The organism is Streptomyces sp. bgisy130 (assembly GCF_057708345.1).
In genome coordinates, this window is the sequence record NZ_JBYISA010000005.1 from 42,922 (window position 1) to 59,559 (window position 16,638).

Annotated in this window: 14 protein-coding genes; 5 read left to right on the forward strand and 9 right to left on the reverse strand. The window is 69.2% G+C overall.

Features of this window, described 5'->3' with window-relative positions; translation table 11 throughout:
- Positions 1 to 15: 15 nt before the first annotated feature.
- Entirely contained in the window at positions 16 to 1,188 is a 1,173-nt protein-coding gene (locus AC3EUV_RS09115) for an HpcH/HpaI aldolase/citrate lyase family protein (RefSeq protein ID WP_435602611.1), read from the reverse strand.
- A 218-nt stretch (positions 1,189 to 1,406) separates the two neighbouring features.
- On the opposite strand from AC3EUV_RS09115, the gene AC3EUV_RS09120 reads away from it, so the two are divergent.
- Positions 1,407 to 2,561, forward strand: a complete 1,155-nt coding sequence (locus AC3EUV_RS09120; RefSeq protein WP_432141739.1) for a TerD family protein — start codon at positions 1,407 to 1,409, stop codon at positions 2,559 to 2,561.
- A 110-nt stretch (positions 2,562 to 2,671) separates the two neighbouring features.
- Here the strand turns inward: AC3EUV_RS09120 and AC3EUV_RS09125 are convergent, their stop codons facing one another.
- From AC3EUV_RS09125 to AC3EUV_RS09150, 6 genes are all read right to left on the reverse strand, one after another.
- Entirely contained in the window at positions 2,672 to 3,415 is a 744-nt protein-coding gene (locus tag AC3EUV_RS09125) for a TerD family protein (protein ID WP_432141738.1), read from the reverse strand.
- Positions 3,416 to 3,511: 96 nt separating this feature from the next.
- Positions 3,512 to 4,651: a DUF475 domain-containing protein gene (locus AC3EUV_RS09130; protein WP_432141737.1), complete on the reverse strand. Its 1,140-nt coding sequence runs from the start codon at positions 4,649 to 4,651 to the stop codon at positions 3,512 to 3,514.
- A 53-nt stretch (positions 4,652 to 4,704) separates the two neighbouring features.
- Positions 4,705 to 5,280, reverse strand: coding sequence for a TerD family protein (locus AC3EUV_RS09135; RefSeq protein WP_085926186.1), 576 nt, complete (start codon positions 5,278 to 5,280; stop codon positions 4,705 to 4,707).
- 191 nt (positions 5,281 to 5,471) lie between these two features.
- A complete protein-coding gene (locus AC3EUV_RS09140; RefSeq protein WP_085926185.1) occupies positions 5,472 to 6,047 on the reverse strand; it encodes a TerD family protein in 576 nt (191 codons plus the stop codon).
- A 161-nt stretch (positions 6,048 to 6,208) separates the two neighbouring features.
- Positions 6,209 to 6,667, reverse strand: a complete 459-nt coding sequence (locus AC3EUV_RS09145) for a peroxiredoxin (RefSeq protein WP_085926184.1) — start codon at positions 6,665 to 6,667, stop codon at positions 6,209 to 6,211.
- Positions 6,668 to 6,815: 148 nt separating this feature from the next.
- Positions 6,816 to 7,247: a DUF3052 domain-containing protein gene (locus tag AC3EUV_RS09150; RefSeq protein ID WP_006605843.1), complete on the reverse strand. Its 432-nt coding sequence runs from the start codon at positions 7,245 to 7,247 to the stop codon at positions 6,816 to 6,818.
- A gap of 515 nt (positions 7,248 to 7,762) precedes the next feature.
- Here AC3EUV_RS09150 and aceE point away from each other — a divergent pair.
- The gene (gene aceE, locus AC3EUV_RS09155) at positions 7,763 to 10,495 is read left to right on the forward strand and encodes a pyruvate dehydrogenase (acetyl-transferring), homodimeric type (protein WP_432141736.1); all 2,733 of its coding nucleotides are present in this window, start codon (positions 7,763 to 7,765) and stop codon (positions 10,493 to 10,495) included.
- 125 nt (positions 10,496 to 10,620) lie between these two features.
- Here aceE and AC3EUV_RS09160 read toward each other — a convergent pair whose 3' ends face one another.
- Both AC3EUV_RS09160 and AC3EUV_RS09165 read right to left on the reverse strand, forming a co-directional pair.
- Positions 10,621 to 11,034 (reverse strand): peptidase inhibitor family I36 protein, encoded by a 414-nt coding sequence (locus AC3EUV_RS09160; protein ID WP_435602612.1) that lies wholly within the window; start codon positions 11,032 to 11,034, stop codon positions 10,621 to 10,623.
- 593 nt (positions 11,035 to 11,627) lie between these two features.
- Positions 11,628 to 13,229 carry an MFS transporter gene (locus AC3EUV_RS09165; protein ID WP_432141734.1) on the reverse strand — a complete coding sequence of 534 codons (1,602 nt, stop codon included), beginning with the start codon at positions 13,227 to 13,229 and terminating at the stop codon, positions 11,628 to 11,630.
- Between the two features lie 115 nt (positions 13,230 to 13,344).
- Here AC3EUV_RS09165 and AC3EUV_RS09170 point away from each other — a divergent pair, with 115 nt between their 5' ends.
- The 3 genes from AC3EUV_RS09170 (at position 13,345) to AC3EUV_RS09180 (ending at position 16,580) form a co-directional block, all read left to right on the forward strand.
- Positions 13,345 to 13,998 (forward strand): TetR/AcrR family transcriptional regulator, encoded by a 654-nt coding sequence (locus AC3EUV_RS09170; RefSeq protein WP_432141733.1) that lies wholly within the window; start codon positions 13,345 to 13,347, stop codon positions 13,996 to 13,998.
- Positions 13,999 to 14,276: 278 nt separating this feature from the next.
- On the forward strand, positions 14,277 to 15,491 hold the full coding sequence (locus tag AC3EUV_RS09175) for an alpha/beta hydrolase (RefSeq protein WP_432141732.1): 1,215 nt from the start codon (positions 14,277 to 14,279) through the stop codon (positions 15,489 to 15,491).
- 207 nt (positions 15,492 to 15,698) lie between these two features.
- Positions 15,699 to 16,580 (forward strand): DUF4429 domain-containing protein, encoded by an 882-nt coding sequence (locus tag AC3EUV_RS09180; protein WP_432141731.1) that lies wholly within the window; start codon positions 15,699 to 15,701, stop codon positions 16,578 to 16,580.
- Positions 16,581 to 16,638: the final 58 nt, after the last annotated feature.

A 16,638-nucleotide genomic window follows, 5' to 3' on the forward strand; every position in this document is an offset into this window, starting at 1 on the left:
CTCGATCACCGCAGATCAGGTCTGCGGCACACTCGCCGTCAGCAGCTCCACGAAGCCGACGCCCTCCCGCGCGACACCGAACGCCTCGGCGCGCAGCAGGGTCCGCTCGGCCCAGGCACGATGCGGCTTCACCTCGTTCATCTTGTTCGTGTACGAGGAGCGCAACACCCCACCGTCGCCCCGTTCGGGCCGCAGGATGTCGACCGCGTCGCTGAACTCCTCATGGCTGACGACCGAGAGGGCGTGCACCGGAGCGACATGCGAGGGGTGGATACAGGTCTTGCCCTGAAGGCCGTTCGCGCGGTCGAGTTCGATCTCGCGCAGCAGGCCGTCCATATCGTGCTCGATCAGTGCCGTCCGCAGTTCCTCGGCGCGTCCGAGGAACGGGCTGCGCCGCAGCTGCGGCTTGAACATCCGCTCATGCAGCCGGAAGTACTCCCACACCGGGCCGGTGACCGTGAAGCCCGTGCCGTCCGCCCGTCCGAGCACATTCACCACGTCGGCGATCACGGAGGCGACGATCTGGACGTCGTATGCCGTCATGTCGGGCGGTCTGCGCAGGCCGTAGGCGGAGCAGAAGTCCGTGACACCGAGCCGCAGGGCCAGCACCCGGTCCCGGTATTTGTCGACGGTCCTGGCGATGCCCTGAAGGGTCTCGGCGCGGGTCTCCAGATGCAGCAGCTGCGGAGATTCCAGTACCGGCATCGCGAAGAGCCGACGGGAGCAGTCGGACTCGGCCGCGGCCAGCGCCTCGAGGAACGGGACGCCACGTTCCTCGGTGAATTTCGGAAGTACAAATCCAGACAGTCTGTGGACGGCAGTTCCCATGCGGCGCACCAGATCCGGTATCTGGCCGGGGGTGCGGACGCGGACGAACAGCAGCGGAAGGCCGGTGCCGGCGGCGGCCGCCTCGTCGAGAAGAGCGAGCTGCCGTACGAGATTCTCCTCGCCGGCCTCGACATCCCCGTCCCCTATGGAGTCCTCGAGGCACAGCACCATGGACATCACGCCGCGCCCGGCCTGTTTGAGGACGTCGGCAGCGAGGCTCGGGCGGGTGGCGGGGCTGTAGAGCGTGGCACCCAGAGCGACCGCGAGCGTGCCCGCCGGAGAATCGGCGGTGAACTCCACCGGCTCCTGGTGGAACAGCGCCTTCCGAGCCTCGGGCGCAAGATGCCCAAAATGCTGCATATAACTCCCCGTTTGCCTGTGGGACCCGGGCGCCCCCGCTGCGTCTCGCTGTCTGGATCCAGCCGGTAATCGTACGTGTGTGGGGGCCTGGTTAGTTCCCGCGTGCGTGAAAATCACGTAACCCCCACGAGGCTCTCAGGTGTCCCCAATCGCGGGCCCCGCATGCCTCCGGGGCCCCCGCGTTGTCGCTGCGACCTCAGGGAAGGCAGGATTACGGCATGACGCACGCGATGCTGAAAGGGTCGAACGTACCCCTCGATGCCACGGCTGTTCGGGCCGTCCTGCGCTGGACGCCCGGCGCCGGAGTCCCCGATGTCGATGCCTCGGCCCTGCTGGTGAGCCCCGAGGGAAGCGTGCGCTCCGACGAGGACTTCGTCTTCTACAACCAACCGCGCCACCCCAGCGGCCTGGTGCGGCATCTGCCCAAGACCCAGCTCGCCGACAAGCTGACCGACACCATCGAGGCGGATCTGGCGGCGCTGGAACCGTCGGTGGACCGGGTCGTGCTGGCCGCGTCCTCGGACGGCGGCGCGTTCGCGGGCGTGACGGATCTCCAGGTCCTGCTGTACGACGCGGCGGCGAGCGACGGCGAGCCGCTCGCGGTCTTCGACGTGGTGCCCGAGACGGGCGATGAAACGGCGCTGATCTGCGGGGAGTTGTACCGCCGCGCCGACACCTGGAAGTTCCGGGCGCTGGGGCAGGGGTACGAGACCGGACTGGTCGGCCTGGCGACCGAGTTCGGGATCTCGGTGGACGAGAACGAAGCGGCCTCCGGACGCTCCGCTTCGCCGGCCTCGGAGGCACCGGTGTCGGCGTCGCCCGCCTCGGAGCCCACGTCGGCCGACGAGCCGCCCACGGAGGGCGCGCCCGCCCCGTCCGCCGCAGCCCCCTCCGGCTCCTCCGCCGGCCCGTCCACCTCCGGCCCGGGGAGCAGCCCCGCCGGCTCCCCCGTGACCCCGCCGCCCAGCACCTGGCCGGAAGAGGCTTCGGGCCCGCCCTCCGCTGCGGACGCGCAGACATACCCGACGGACCCCGATGCCGTCACCCAGCATGTGGCGGACGCACTGCCGGAGCAGGGCTCGTCCGCACCGCCGCCCCTGGCCGCCGCTCCCCCTGCGGGGCCCCCGCCCACGAGTGGCGGCTACGGCTACCCGCAGCATGTTCCGCCACCGCCGACGCAGCCCCCGGCCCAGCCCGCCTACGGCTACCCGGGACCGCCGCCGCAGTACCAGCCCCCACAGCAGCCACCGTCCGCGTACGGCGCTCCGCAGCAGCAGCCTGCCTCGACGTACGGCTACCCGATGCAGCAGCCGTTCGTGCCGGACCCGTCCTTCGTCCTGCCGCCCCAGGGACCGCAGTTCCAGCGCCGTTAGCGGAGAGTCGGCGGGGCCGCCCCGCCGGCGAGCGCACCCGCCGGCGGCGCGCCACCCAGCGGAGCCCCCTGCGGGGCGCCGCACCGTCAGCGCGCCACACGGGGCGCGGCTCACACCTTGGTCTTGTAGCCCCGCCCCCACTGGAGCCCCCAGCCGTACAGCCGGTCGAGCTCCGCCTGGAAGCCGTAGACGTACTTCACCTCGCGGCGCACCGTCAGCTCGTCCTTGGTCTTCTCGAGCGTGAAGACGGCGCAGGAGCGGGCCTGTGGCGCGCGCTCGTCCAGCTTGACGTCCACCCGTGGTCCGCTGCTCGGGTAGAGCGTCACGACGGCATGCGTACGGTCGAACGCCGGGGTGCCGTCGTAGATGTAGACGAAGATCAGCAGCCGCTTTATCTCGTCGCGGTGATCCAAGTTGATGTAGAGCGTCTCGCCGGATCCCGAACCGAAGCGGTCGTCACCGCTGAGCTTGACGTAGGGCGGCCCATTGAGGTCACCCAGGAAGTTGCCCAGCGGCTGCACCACGCCCCGGGTGCCGTCCGTGAGCTCGTACAGACAGGCCAGGTCAAGGTCGACATTGACCACGGCCGGGCCCTGCGCCTGCACGACCTCGGGCTTGAACAGCTTGCCCGGGTGCCGTAGCAGCCCGCCCCGGCCCTGCCCGCCCCGCTCATGAAAGTCCGAGGTCCGCATCTGCCAGTGCAGATTGACCCGCAGATGCCCGGTGGCCGCCCCCTGCTTGGTCAGCGAGACGACCGGATTCCGTTTCGTCAGCTCGACGACGTACGACGCACCACCGCTGTCGAAGTCAAACTTCTGCGCGCCACCGCGCCACAGCTTCCCCAGGAACGACACTTGCCCACCCCATTGCTCGACCCCAACTACTGCGGGGCGGCCCGAGGTCCGCACCTCAAGCCGCCCCGCAGAGAGCGTTCCTCAATCAGCGCCGCGTCACACTCCGGACACGACTTCCGGCTTGTCTCCGGAGGTGTCTCCCGGCCTGCCCTCACGCCGGTTCCGGGCCACGGAGGAGGCGAACGAGAGGCCGATCAGCACGACACCGACCAGGCCGGTGACGACCTCGCTGATCTCGTACTTGATCGTGATGAGCAGGATGACGGCCAGCGCGCCGATCGCGTAGTGGGCGCCGTGCTCCAGGTAGACGTAGTCGTCCAGGCTTCCCTTGCGGACCAGGAAGACCGTCAGCGACCGGATGTACATCGCGCCGATGCCCAGGCCCAGCGCCATCATGAAGATGTCGTTGGTGATCGCGAAGGCCCCGATGACGCCGTCGAAGGAGAAGGACGCGTCGATGACCTCGAGGTAGAGGAACATGAAGAACGCGGCCTTGCCGGCCAGGCCGACGGCCGAGCCGTTGCCCTTCATGGCGGGAGCCGCCGCGGCCTCGTCGGCCTCCTCGTCCTCGTCCTCGTCCTCGTCCTCCAGCTTGGCTTCGAAGTAGCCGGAGACCCCGCCGACGATGAGGTATGTGATGAGGCCCGCGACGCCGGACAGCAGCACCGTGGCGCTCTTGTCACCGCCGCCGTGCGCGACGTCGGTGGCCACGGTCATCGCGGTCACCAGCAGGACGACCAGCGCGATGATGACGGACAGGGTGTCCAGCTTGCCGATCTTGGCCATCGGCTTTTCGATCCAGGACAGCCACTTGTAATCGCGCTCCTCGAATATGAAGTCGAGGAAGATCATCAGCAGGAAGATACCGCCGAAGGCCGCGATGGCAGGATGGGCGCTGGTGACCAGTTCCTGGTATTGCGCCTTGTCATTGATGGCGAGGTTGACCGCCTCGATCGGTCCCAGCTTCGCGGTGATCGCGACAATGGCGACCGGGAACACCAGCCGCATGGCGAACACGGCGATGAGGATGCCGACCGTAAGGAAGATCTTCTGCCAGAAGGCGTTCATCTTGCGCAGGATGCCCGCGTTGATGACGGCGTTGTCGAACGAGACGGAAACCTCCAGGACGGACAGGATCCCGACAATCGCCAGCCCCTGCCACCCCCAGAGCACGCCCGCCAAGGCGAGGCCGAGCGCCGTGATGGCGAACGACCAGCCAAAGGTTTTCAGGAGCACTGCCTACCCAATCCCTCGCTGTGTGGGGTCCCCCGCGCGCAGCGCGCGGCGCTTTACGAAACGTTGACCCCGAAGTCTAGAGCGATGCCCCGGAGACCCGACGCGTACCCCTGCCCCACCGCCCGGAACTTCCATTCGCCCTTGTAGCGATACACCTCACCGAAGATCATCGCGGTTTCGCCGGAGGCGTCCTCGCTGAGGTCGTAGCGGGCGAGCTCACTGCCGTCGGCCTGATTGACGATTCGGATAAAGGCGTTGCTGACCTGGCCGAAGCTCTGGCCGCGCAGATCGGCCTCATGGATCGAGACCGGAAAGACGATCTTGTCGACCTGCTCGGGCACCTGGGAAAGATCCACCAGAATCGACTCGTCATCGCCCTCACCTTCGCCGGTGAGGTTGTCCCCGGTGTGCTCCACGGAGCCCTCGGGACTTTTGAGGTTGTTGTAGAAGACGAAGTACTCGTCCCCCAGCACCCGGCCCGACCCGCACAGCAGCGCGCTGGCGTCCAGGTCGAACGGCGCTCCGGTCGTGGACCGCGCGTCCCAGCCGAGGCCGACCATGATCTGCGTGAGATTCGGAGCGGCCTTGGACAGGGAGACATTGCCCCCCTTGGCAAGCGTGACGCTCATCGTTCGCTTCCTCCCCGGTGTCGGTGCGGGCCCGCCCGGCGCGCGACCCGCCACCCTCGTTCAAGCGCGTCCGGCGCCGCACTCCCCGGAAAGGGACGTACGGCGCCGGACGCGGTGGTTCCTGGCTCGGACGGCTGCTACGGCAGCGCTGCCCGGCCGGGCGTCGACGATCGGACCTCGGATCCGGCCGGTCAGACGTTGACGCCGAAGTCCTGGGCGATGCCGCGCAGGCCCGAGGCGTAGCCCTGGCCGATGGCCCGGAACTTCCATTCGGCGCCGTTGCGGTACAGCTCGCCGAAGACCATGGCGGTCTCGGTCGAGGCGTCCTCACTCAGGTCGTAGCGCGCCAGCTCATTGTTGTCGGCCTGGTTGACGACGCGAATGAAGGCGTTACGGACCTGGCCGAAGCTCTGCTGGCGGGTCTCGGCGTCGTAGATCGACACCGGGAAGACGATCTTGGCGACATCGGCCGGCACAGCGGCCAGGTTCACCTTGATCTGCTCGTCGTCGCCCTCGCCCTCACCGGTGATGTTGTCACCGGTGTGCTCGACCGAACCGTCCGGGCTCTTCAGGTTGTTGAAGAACACGAAATTCTGGTCGTTGGCGACCTTGCCCTGGTCGTTGGTCAGCATGGCGCTGGCGTCCAGGTCGAAGTCCGTACCGGTGGTGGTACGCGCATCCCAGCCCAGACCGACGATGACGGCGGTCAGATTGGGGGCTTCCTTCGTCAGCGAGACGTTGCCGCCCTTGCTGAGGCTGACTCCCACGAGTCCTCCCATAGATTCGAGGGGTACCTGCGCCCCCATCGTGCATGGCATCGGATCAACGAATTGATCCTAGTGACCGGTTCCCACCGATTGCAGATATCGCACCTGGATCATGCGGATGTCGGCCCGGCGGGCGCAGGGTGGCCGGTGGAGGCGCCGGCTCAGAGGTTGCCGAGCGCCTTGACGTAGTCGTTCAGGTCGCGGGCGTCGGGCAGGCCGTTGACGACCGTCCAGCGCACCACGCCCTCCTTGTCGATGATGAAGGTGCCGCGCACCGCGCAGCCCTTCTCCTCGTCGAAGACGCCGTACGCCCGCGAGGCCTCGCCGTGCGGCCAGAAGTCGGACAGCAGCGGGTACTCCAGGCCCTCCTGCTCGGCGAAGACGCGCAGCGAGAAGGGCGAGTCGTTGGAGACGGCCAGCAGCTGGACCTCGTCGTTGACGAACGCCGGCAGCTCGTCACGGAGCGCGCAGAGCTCGCCGGTGCACACACCGGTGAAGGCGAAGGGGTAGAAGAGGAGGACGACGGCCTTCTCGCCGCGGAAGTCGGAGAGCTTGACCAGCTCGCCGTGCTGGTTCTTCAGCTCGAAATCCGGAGCCTTCGTGCCGACCTCGATCGCCATGGGGTGCTTCCCTTCCGCTCACTCTCAACAGGACGCGACCAACCCTACGCGCAGCGGTGCACGCCCGGGGAACCCCTCCTGAACAGGGCCGAGCCCCCTCCGGAACAGGGCGGAGGGGGCTCGGTGGCGAACGTCGGGTCGGTGCGGCTCAGCGCTTGCCGGACTTGGGTGTGACCAGGCGGCTGCCGGTCCAGTCCTTGGCCGCGTTGATGCTCTTGGTCTGGGACAGACCCGCGGTCTGCGCGGCCTCATTGATGTCGCTCGGCTCGACATAGCCCTCACGGCCGGTCTTCGGGGTCAGCAGCCAGATCTGCCCGCCCTCGTCGATCAGGCCGATGGCGTCCACCAGAGCGTCCGTGAGGTCGCCGTCCTCGTCGCGGAACCACAGCACGACGACGTCGCACACGTCGTCGTAGTCCTCGTCGACGAGATCCTGGCCGATCACGGTCTCAATGCCTTCGCGGAGATCCTGATCGACGTCGTCGTCGTAACCGATCTCCTGGACCACCTGTCCGGGCTCGAACCCCAGCCTGGCGGCAGGGTTGGTCCGCTCCTCCGCGTGGTCCGCGGTCGCGCTCACGGATTGCCTCCTGTCATGTTTCGGAAATGCTCGGGGACCCCGCGCGTGCGCGGAGCATTGGGCGTAGTCCACACGGGCCGGGCGGATCGCGCAAGTACCCGGCGGTCCAGACCGCCGAAACGGTGACGTTTGGAGGCGTCTCACCGCAACCACGACCCCAGTGGGACAGGCCGAAGTGATTCACGCCACAGCGTTCTCCAGGGTTTATCGGGTACTCGCGCCGGACTGGTCCCTTCGGGGGGCGGCCGCGGCCCGCGGACCTGATTTCGGGGTCCGCACGTCCGTACGCGAAGCACTTTCGACATGGGCGTATGGTTGCGATTTGGCCGACCAAAGAAATCGGCCTTTTCAGCGCCATCTCTCTACGGATGGGTTACCCATCAGTAGAGGTGACGTATCCGTGTGGCTCGGTACACGATGGAAGACGGCGCGACACCAAGGCAGAGACAGCATTCGTCCGTGCGCAGCATCAAAATCCTGCCGGGCACGACACGAACCGAACACGAAGGAACAGCGTGGCTTCCGGATCCGATCGAAACCCGATCATCATTGGCGGCCTTCCCAGCCAGGTCCCGGACTTCGATCCCGAAGAAACCCAGGAATGGCTCGACTCGCTCGACGCGGCCGTCGACGAGCGAGGCCGGGAACGTGCCCGCTACCTCATGCTCCGCCTGATCGAGCGCGCCCGCGAGAAGCGTGTGGCCGTGCCCGAGATGCGCAGCACGGACTACGTCAACACCATCGCGACCAAGGACGAGCCGTTCTTCCCGGGCAACGAGGAGATCGAGCGCAAGGTCCTGAACGCGACCCGGTGGAACGCCGCCGTGATGGTCTCGCGCGCCCAGCGTCCGGGCATCGGCGTCGGCGGCCACATCGCCACCTTCGCCTCCTCCGCCTCCCTCTACGACGTGGGCTTCAACCACTTCTTCCGGGGCAAGGACCAGGGCGACGGCGGCGACCAGATCTTCTTCCAGGGCCATGCCTCGCCCGGTGTCTATGCCCGCGCGTACCTCCTGGACCGACTGTCCGAGGGCCAGCTGGACGCCTTCCGGCAGGAGAAGTCCAAGGCTCCGGACGGGCTGTCCAGCTACCCGCACCCGCGGCTGATGCCGGACTTCTGGGAGTTCCCGACCGTCTCCATGGGCCTCGGCCCGCTCGGCGCGATCTACCAGGCGCGGATGAACCGCTACATGGAGGCGCGCGGGATCGCCGACACCTCCAAGTCGCACGTCTGGGCGTACCTCGGTGACGGCGAGATGGACGAGCCCGAGTCGCTCGGCCAGCTGTCCATCGCCGCCCGCGAGGGCCTGGACAACCTGACCTTCGTCGTCAACTGCAACCTCCAGCGCCTCGACGGCCCGGTCCGCGGCAACGGCAAGATCATGCAGGAGCTGGAGTCGCAGTTCCGCGGCGCGGGCTGGAACGTCATCAAGCTGGTGTGGGACCGCAGCTGGGACCCGCTGCTCGCGCAGGACCGCGACGGCATCCTGGTCAACAAGCTCAACACCACCCCCGACGGCCAGTTCCAGACGTACGCCACCGAGACCGGTGCGTACATCCGCGAGCACTTCTTCGGTGACGACCAGCGGCTGCGCGCGATGGTCGAGAACATGACCGACGACCAGATCCTGCACCTGGGCCGTGGCGGTCACGACCACAAGAAGATCTACGCGGCGTACGCGGCGGCCAAGGCCCACAAGGGCCAGCCGACGGTGATCCTCGCGCAGACCGTCAAGGGCTGGACGCTCGGTCCGAACTTCGAGGGCCGCAACGCGACCCACCAGATGAAGAAGCTGACGGTCGAGGACCTCAAGGGCTTCCGTGACCGGCTGCACCTGCCGATCCCGGACAAGGACCTGGAGGACGGCCTGCCGCCGTACTACCACCCGGGCCGCGACTCCGAAGAGATCCAGTACATGCACGACCGCCGCAAGGGCCTGGGCGGCTATGTGCCCACCCGCGTCGTGCGCGCCGAGCCGCTGAAGCTGCCGGACGACAAGGCCTACGCGGGCGCCAAGAAGGGCTCGGGGCAGCAGAAGATCGCCACGACCATGGCGTTCGTCCGGGTCCTGAAGGACCTGATGCGGGACAAGGAGATCGGCAAGCGCTTCGTGCCGATCGCGCCCGACGAGTACCGCACCTTCGGTATGGACGCGTTCTTCCCGTCGGCCAAGATCTACAATCCGCTGGGCCAGCAGTACGAGTCGGTCGACCGCGAACTGCTCCTGGCCTACAAGGAGTCGCCGACCGGCCAGATGCTGCACGACGGCATCACCGAGGCGGGCTGCACGGCGTCGCTGATCGCGGCGGGCTCCGCCTATGCGACGCACGGCGAGCCGCTGATCCCGGTCTATGTCTTCTACTCGATGTTCGGGTTCCAGCGCACCGGTGACCAGTTCTGGCAGATGGCCGACCAGCTCTCCCGCGGCTTCGTGCTCGGCGCCACCGCCGGCCGTACGACGCTGACCGGTGAGGGTCTCCAGCACGCGGACGGTCACTCCCAGCTGCTGGCCTCGACCAACCCGGCCTGTGTCGCCTACGACCCGGCCTACGGCTACGAGATCGCGCACATCGTCAAGGATGGTCTGCGCCGGATGTACGGCGAGAACTCCGAGGACATCTTCTACTACCTGACCGTCTACAACGAGCCGATCCTGCACCCCGCGGAGCCGGCCGATGTCGACGCCGAGGGCATCCTCAAGGGTCTGCACCGCGTCAAGCCCGGTGAGAAGGGCGAGCACACCGCCCAGATCCTCGCCTCGGGTGTGGCGGTGCCGTGGGCGATCGAGGCCCAGCAGATCCTCGCGGACGAGTGGAACGTCAAGGCCGATGTCTGGTCGGCGACGTCCTGGAACGAGCTGCGCCGCGACGCGGTGGAGATCGAGGAGTACAACCTTCTGCACCCGGAGGAGGAGCAGCGCGTCCCGTACGTGACGCAGAAGCTCCAGGGGACTGAGGGCCCGAAGGTCGCGGTCTCGGACTGGATGCGTGCGGTTCCGGACCAGATCGCGCGCTGGGTTCCCGGCACGTACCAGTCGCTGGGTGCCGATGGCTTCGGCTTCGCGGACACCCGTGGTGCGGCCCGTCGCTTCTTCCACATCGACGCGCAGTCCATCGTCCTGGGCGTGCTCACCGAGCTCGCCAAGGAGGGCAAGGTCGACCGGTCGCTGCTGAAGCAGGCGATCGACCGCTACCAGCTCCTGGACGTCGCGGCCGCCGACGCGGGTGAGGCCGGCGGCGACGCCTGACCTCTCCGCGGCCTCCCGCCGCACCGCTTCCGCCGCGCCCCCCGACCAGCGTCCGCCGCCGGTCGGGGGGCGCGGTGCTGTGCGAGGGGGTGTACGGGCGGGCGGCGGGCCCACGGGCGGCCGGGTCAGCGCTCCCATACCTTGAACGCCCTTACCCGGTACGGGGACCGGGGCACCCAGCTGCCGCCGCCCGGATAGGTGTCGAACTCGGCGGTCTCGGCGCACTCCCCGCTCTGGTAGGTGGTGACCGGCCGGCCGGTGCGGTTGGCGAAGGCGGCGGCGGCGCTCCCCTTGGGCTGCGGGACGCAGCTCTCGATATCGATGCCGGACAGCTCGTAGGTCCGCCGGCCGCCGTGGAAGCCGGCCTTCGGCCAGAGGCAGAGCTGGCCCGCGTCGCAGGCGCCGGACGCGGCGGCCGGACGGCCGGTGGCCGCGTGGGCGGCCGGGCTGCCGAGGGTGGGTGGCGCGGCGAGTGCCGCGGTCAGGGCGGCCAGCAGGCCGGTGAGCAGCGCGGTGGTCCGGAACGTGTGCAGGCGCATGGAAATCTCCCCCGTGGAGTACGACGCTCAGGCCCCGCGGCGGGCCGGTTGCCCGCGGCGGGTTCGTCATCGAGCTTCGCGAGGGCGGGGTGCGGATGCCAAGCCCGTGGCGGCGCTACCACCCGGATCAGGTATGTGGACAGCCCACCGCGCCGGGGCGGGGCGACCGGTGCGCGAGATTGACGTGCGGCGGGGCGGCGTGAGTGGGCCGCGGAACCGTTCCTGCCGGTGTCTGCCGGGGTGCGGTGGCCGCGGATGGCGCGCCGCGCGCCGTAGTGGAACGGCGGGGTTCCCGGACCGGCTCATCCGGATGAGGGATTCGGCCCGCCGGGGGAGGTCAACTGCCGCCTGGGATAGGGCAGATGGGGCTCGACCGGGGTCCGGGGCGGTGGGTTGACGGGCGGGCGCGGTGACGCGGTGGCGCGGGGACGGGACGGGCGGTGGGCCACGCCTGCCAGGCCACGCCCCCTCCCCACATGCGACAGCGCGCGGCCGCCGAGGACACCTCGTACATACCGCGCGCCGATCGCGGCGGGCAGGCTCCCGGTGGTACGTCGCCCCACGGTGCGGGCGCCGTACCACCGGGGCACCGGTCAGATGTGGCCGACGCCGGCGCCCGCCTCGGCGTTTGCGCCGCGCTTGGTGAAGAAGGCGACGACCGCCGCGACGACCGCCACACCGCAGGCGACCGTGAAGGCCTGGCCCATGCCGGACACAAAGGTGTCGTGGGCAACGGAGGTGATCTTCTGGGCGAACTCCGGCGGGGTGCCCTTCGGGATCGGCGCGATACCGGCCGAGACGGCGTCGGAGAGCTGGGACGACTGCGCGGGCGGGACCGGCGGGAGGCCGGCCGACCGCCAGTTGTCCGGGAGGTCGCTGTCGACGCGGGAGGCCATCACCGCGCCGAGCACGGCCGTACCGAGGCTGCCGCCGACCTGCATGGCGGCCTGCTGGAGACCGCCGGCGACGCCGGAGAGCTCCAGCGGGGCGTTGCCGACGATGACCTCGGTGGCGCCGACCATGACGGGCGCGAGGCCCAGGCCGAGCAGCGCGAACCAGAGGGACATCAGGCCGGTGCCCGTACCGGTGTCGAGGCCGGACATGCCGTACATGGCGACGGCGGTGAGGACCATGCCGCCGACCAGCGGGATGCGCGGGCCGAACTTGGTGATCAGCGCGCCGGCCAGCGGCGAGCCGACGATCATCATGCCGGTGAGCGGCAGCAGGTGCAGACCGCTGTCGACGGGCGTCATGCCGTGCACGTTCTGGAGGTAGAACGTCACGAAGAACAGGCCGCCCATGAAGGCGAAGGCCATCAGCACCATCAGAACGGTGCCGGCGGTCAGCGGCAGGGAGCGGAACATCCGCAGCGGGATGAGCGGTTCGCGGACCTTGCTCTCCAGGAGGGCGAACAGGGCGAAGAGGACCACGGAGGCGATCAGGAAGCCCCAGGTCTTCATGCTGTCCCAGTGCCACTCCCCCGCCTTGATCAGCGGCCAGATGAGGCAGAACATCGCGCCGGAGAGCAGCACGATGCCCGGGATGTCGAACGAGCGGGGGGCGTTCTCCGCGCGGTGGTCCTTGAGGATCACCAGGCCGAGGACGAGTGCCAGCACACCAACCGGGACGTTGATGAAGAACACGGACTGCCAGTTGACGTGCTCGACCAGCAGTCCGCCGACTATCGGGCCGCCGGCGGTGGAGGCGCCGATGACCATGCCCCAGATACCGATCGCCATGTTGAGCTTCTCGGCCGGGAAGGTGGCACGCAGCAGCCCCAGCGCGGCGGGCATCAGCAGCGCGCCGAACAGGCCCTGGAGCACCCGGAAGGTGACGACCAGCGCGACCTCGCCGGAGAACCCGATGGCGGCGGAGGCGGCGGCGAAGCCGAGGATGCCGATGAGGAAGGTCTGGCGGTGGCCGAAGCGGTCACCCAGCTTGCCCGCGGTGATGAGCGCGATGGCCAGCGCGAGCATGTAGCCGTTGGTGATCCACTGCACGTCGGCGAGCGAGGCGCCGAGGTCCTGCTTGATGGCCGGGTTGGCGATGGCGACGATCGTGCCGTCCAGGGCGACCATCATGACGCCGATGGCGACCGAGAAGAGGGTCAGCCACGGATGACCGCGCAGCCCCTTCGGCGGATCCGGTACGGAGAGGTCCGGTGCCACGTCGGCGACCGGGGTCTGAGAACTCATAGGACGAGGCTAATGACAGCCGCTGACATTTGACAAAGCATTTCATGAGTCGGTAACTGTCATCTCGCTCACAGGTAACCTGAGCAGCGAGAACTCCACGGAAGGGCGGCTCAGGATGGCGACCCCGACGCCGCATTCGGCACCCGCGGGCCTGCGGGCACGCAAAAAGCAGCGCACCCGCGACGCCCTGATCCGCGCGGCGCTCGAACTGTTCACGGAGCAGGGGTACGAGACGACGACGATCGACGAGATCGCGGAGGCGGTGGACGTCTCCCAGCGGACCTACTTCCGCTACTTCGCAAACAAGGAGGAGGTCGCCTTCGCCGTCCAGGAGATGGTCGAGGCGCGCTTCCTCGAAGAGCTGGCCGCGCGGCCCGCGACGGAGGCACCGCTGGCCGCCCTGCGCAGCGCCGTGATGGTGGCCTGGGACGACATCGGCGGCGCCATCGAGTCGGTGATCCCGGTGGAGCTGCACATGCGCGCGTTCCGGATGATCGAGTCGACGCCCGCCCTGGTTGCCGTGCATCTGCGGCGCTCCTCCGAAATGGAGGAGCAGATAGCACGGTTGATCGCCCGGCGCGAGGGACTGGATGTGGACACCGATCCGCGGCCGCGGGTGCTGGTCGCCGCGTTCGGCGGGGTGATGCGGGTGGCGGGCCAGGTGTGGGGCGAGGGTCAGGAGTGCAGCGTGGCATCGATCCGCGAGCTGACCAAGTCGTATCTGGACCACATCGGGCCGGCGATGGAGGACGACTGGCGGGCGCGCTGAGCGCACCGGCGATCGGGCCGGCGTCCGCCGGGCCGGGCGGGGAAGGCACGCTGGGCCGGGCGGAACCCATGGCTCCACCGATGGCGATTTCCGCCACTCTCCGTGACGAATACCCTTCGCTAAGCGATCATGACGGGCAACCCTTGAGACCACCTCTGCACGGCTGAGCACCGGAAATCGGTGGATCGTGTCCGTTTTGGTCGAAATACCCACCGTGAAACGTGATATCACTCACGGTCACAGCGAGCGCCCTCTCGCGTCTCCTAGGGTGGCTCGCGGTGAATTCCTTCTCGGGCCTCGGCCCCTCCTCCGGTTTCCTTCAGTCCACGGCCTGGCGTGCCGCCCTCGCTCTGGCGGTGGTCTTCGTCATGCTCGCCATAACGGGCTGGACGGCAGTCAGAGGCACCACGGAGGACGCCAACCCGCTGGCCACCGCGAGAACCTCCTGGCAGCACGCCACCTTCCTCGGACGCCCGCTGCCCGACCCCCAGGGTCCGCCGGCCGCGCTCCGGGCCTTCTTCGCCACCCTCAGCCGGGCCGAGAAGCAGCAGCTCTCCGACCGTTATCCGCTGGTCGTGGGCAATATGGGCGGCGCACCCGTGAAGCTGCGCTACCGCGCCAACCGGACGGCGATCGACGACGCCCGGCGCGTCGAGAAGCGCCGGATGAACGACCAGCGGCTCACCCCCGTCGGCCGCCAGGAGGCGGGCCGGCTGATGCACCGTCTCGCCTCGATGATGAGTCCCGGCCGGCAGATCCTGGCCTTCGATCCGGCCGGCGGGGGCCGGGCCGCCGAGGTCTTCGGCAATCTCCCGGCGGCGGACCGGGTGTCCGTAGTGGTGCCCGGCGTGGACACCAATCTGTCGACCTTCGAGCGCACCGCGCGGGCGACCACCGCCCCGGTCGGTATGGGGCGCGCCCTCTACGGCGCCGAGCGGGAGGCCCGGCCGAGCGCCCGTACGGCCGTGATCGCCTGGGCCGACTTCACCTCGCCGTCCGGTGTGGGCGTCGAGGCCGCCACCGGGAAGCTCGCCGCGGACGGTGCGATCCGGCTGCGCGCCCTGGTGAACTCGCTGCCCTCGTCCGACGCCGTCTCGCTCTTCTGCCACAGCTACGGCTCCGTGGTGTGCGGGGTCGCGGCCCGGGACCTGCCGTCCAACGTCGGGGACATCGCGGTGGCCGGCAGCCCCGGTATGCGGGCCGAGAACCGCGCCAGGCTGGGCACCCAGGCCCGGGTCTGGGCAATGCGGGACGCCGACGACTGGATCCAGGACATCCCGAACCTGGAGGTCGGCGGGCTCGGCCACGGCGCCGACCCGGTCGACCCGTCCTTCGGCTCCCGGATCCTGTCGGCCGACGGCGCCGTCGGACACGCCGGGTACTTCGCGCCGGGCACCCGCAGCCTGCGTAACTTCGCGCTGGTCGGGGTCGGCGCGACGAACACCGTCGATTGTGCGTCCGACGACCCGCAGTGCCGCACCAAGCTGGTCTGAGGACCGCGCAGACACCGTACGGGGACCGCGGGCACGGCCCGGCGCCCGGGGACGGGCCGTGCCCGCGGGAACCGCGCCGGGCGGCCGCGGCGTCCACGGGGCGGGAGACGGCGCGGGTGACCGGAGTGATACGCGCCGCTTCGCCGGCGCCCCCCGACGCGTCAGGAAGGGGGACGAGTGGGCAATCGCCCGCATACGATGAGCCGCATGGGTGATGTGCTGGCCGGTTTTCATGCCGTCTGGGAGTTCGACACGGACTCCGTACTCATCCGCTTCGAACGGGGGATCCGCAGGCCGAAGCTGTTCCAGGCGCTCGGTGAGCGACGCATTCCGTACGAGGCGCTGAGTTCCGTGGAGGTGACCGAGGGCAGACGTGGCACGGTGGTGCTGCACGCCCTGCCCCGGCACGGCGCCGACCCCCTGATGGAAGCGGCGAACGGGCAGCTCAAGGAGGACGCCGATCCCTATCGGCTGGTGCTGCCGGCCGACCGCGAGACGCTGGCCGAGTACTACGCCGACGAGCTGCGCACGGTGCTCGGCCCCGATGCGAAGGAGCCCGCCGACCGCCATCTGGTGGCCGCGCCGGAGCCCCCCCTGCACTTCAAGGCGTATGACGGCAAGGCGTCCTTCGACGGGCACGCGGTCGCCTTCCGATGGTTCTGGACGGGTGCGTCCTCGGCCAAGTGGAAGTGCGGCGACCAGACCTTCCCCGTCGGCGAGTTGGCCGGGGTCGAATGGCGGTCGCCGGAGATCCTCAACGGCTATCTGCGGCTGCTGGAGCGCGGGACCCGCGAGCCGGAGACGGGCGAGGCGGACCAGGATCCGGCCGCCGTGGTGTTCGGGCTGGGGTACGGCCCGGTGCACGAGTCGCTGCCGTTCGCCGCCTCGGTGCTCCAGGCCGTACGCGCCGCCGAACCGGTGCAGGAGACCCCCGACGGCGCGCCGGTACGCCACCGGACCGGGGAGACGCGCCGCGATCCCGCGGACATCGCGGACCGGATACGGCACCTCGGCGAGCTGCACGGCGCCGGTCTGCTGACCGACGACGAGTTCAGCACGAAGAAGGCCGAACTGCTGGCGGAGCTCTAGAGCCGCGCTTCGTCTCGACCAGTGTGCGAGCGCGGGCCGTTGACCAGGCAGGGACTCA